The organism is Sphingosinicella terrae, from assembly GCF_003347635.1.
GTDB lineage: Bacteria > Pseudomonadota > Alphaproteobacteria > Sphingomonadales > Sphingomonadaceae > Allosphingosinicella > Allosphingosinicella terrae.
On record NZ_QDFY01000050.1, the window covers coordinates 1 to 769 of the forward strand.

Annotated in this window: 2 protein-coding genes; both read left to right on the forward strand. The window is 39.9% G+C overall.

Annotated features, from left to right (window positions below):
* The first annotated feature begins 55 nt into the window (after window positions 1-55).
* Window positions 56-427, forward strand: coding sequence for a 50S ribosomal protein L14 (gene rplN, locus DDE10_RS23170; RefSeq protein WP_005619403.1), 372 nt, complete (start codon window positions 56-58; stop codon window positions 425-427).
* A gap of 10 nt (window positions 428-437) precedes the next feature.
* Entirely contained in the window at window positions 438-749 is a 312-nt protein-coding gene (gene rplX / locus DDE10_RS23175) for a 50S ribosomal protein L24 (RefSeq protein WP_005599300.1), read from the forward strand.
* Window positions 750-769 lie beyond the last annotated feature (20 nt).

Genomic DNA, 769 nt, shown 5'->3' on the forward strand with positions numbered 1-769 from the left:
GGGTAAGTGGGTTTTCGTCCCGAAAGGGTGTTTTTTAATTTAACGGAGCACTAATATGATCCAAGAACAGACTATGCTGGATGTTGCTGATAACTCAGGGGCTCGTAGCGTAATGTGTATCAAGGTTCTAGGTGGATCGCACCGTCGTTACGCTGCTATTGGCGACATTATCAAAGTTACTGTGAAAGAAGCAATTCCACGCGGTAAAGTTAAAAAAGGTGATGTGTTAAAAGCAGTTGTTGTGCGCACCAAGAAGGGTGTTCGTCGCCCAGATGGCTCAGTTATTCGTTTCGATGGTAATGCTTGTGTAATTTTAAACAATAACACTGAGCAACCAATCGGTACTCGTATTTTTGGACCTGTGACTCGTGAACTTCGTTCTGAGAAGTTTATGAAGATCATTTCATTAGCTCCAGAAGTACTGTAAGGGGAATGTAATGGCTGCTAAAATCCGTCAAAATGATGAAGTAATTGTTCTTACCGGTAAAGATAAGGGCAAACGTGGTAAGGTAACTCAAGTGTTACCAAACGGTAAAGTGATTGTTGAAGGCGTTAAAATCATCACTAAACATGAAAAACCGGTTCCTGCTTTAGGTAAAGCTGGTGGCTTAGTGAAGAAAGAAGCTGCAATTGATGCGTCAAATATTGCAATTTTCAACCCGAAAACAAATAAAGCTGACCGTGTAGGTTTTAGATTCGAAGACGGTAAAAAAGTCCGTTTCTTCAAATCTAATAATGAAATTATTTAATTAACTGGAGTAATGCGATG